This is a genomic window from Citrobacter sp. Igbk 16 (assembly GCF_028069755.1).
Classification (GTDB): Bacteria; Pseudomonadota; Gammaproteobacteria; order Enterobacterales; family Enterobacteriaceae; genus Citrobacter.
Window position 1 is genome coordinate 1 of the sequence record NZ_JANEWJ010000090.1, and the last position, 510, is coordinate 510.

Below are 510 nucleotides of genomic sequence, written 5' to 3' on the forward strand. Positions count from 1 at the left end.
GTTCCGCGATGACAAGAACGGATTGTGGGCCCGATTCGACCCTTACGAGCTGTCCAGCACGCAAGGCTGGCTGCGCAACCCCGAGCGGGTCTGGGGATGGTACCTATGGCGCCATTATCTGGTGGCCAACGTCGAACCCAACGACGGGCATCGCGCGATCGCCGCCTGGCAGGACCATGCTGAGGTCAGCGTCATCACCCAGAATGTCGACGATCTGCACGAGCGCGCCGGCAGCGGTGCGGTGCATCACCTGCACGGCAGCCTTTTCGAATTTCGTTGTGCACGTTGTGGTGTGCCCTACACCGACGCCCTTCCGGAGATGCCCGAGCCTGCGATCGAAGTGGAGCCGCCGGTCTGCGACTGCGGCGGTCTGATCCGGCCCGACATCGTATGGTTCGGTGAGCCGCTGCCAGAGGAGCCGTGGCGGAGCGCGGTCGAGGCGACAGGGAGCGCCGACGTGATGGTCGTGGTGGGGACCTCGGCGATCGTCTACCCGGCGGCCGGTTTACC

1 protein-coding gene is annotated in these 510 nt (G+C 65.7%); it reads left to right on the top strand.

The features are described 5' to 3' along the window. Window positions 1–510: NAD-dependent protein deacylase (cobB, locus tag NNO03_RS22490; RefSeq protein WP_271450614.1), on the top strand; the 510-nt coding region annotated here is incomplete at both ends.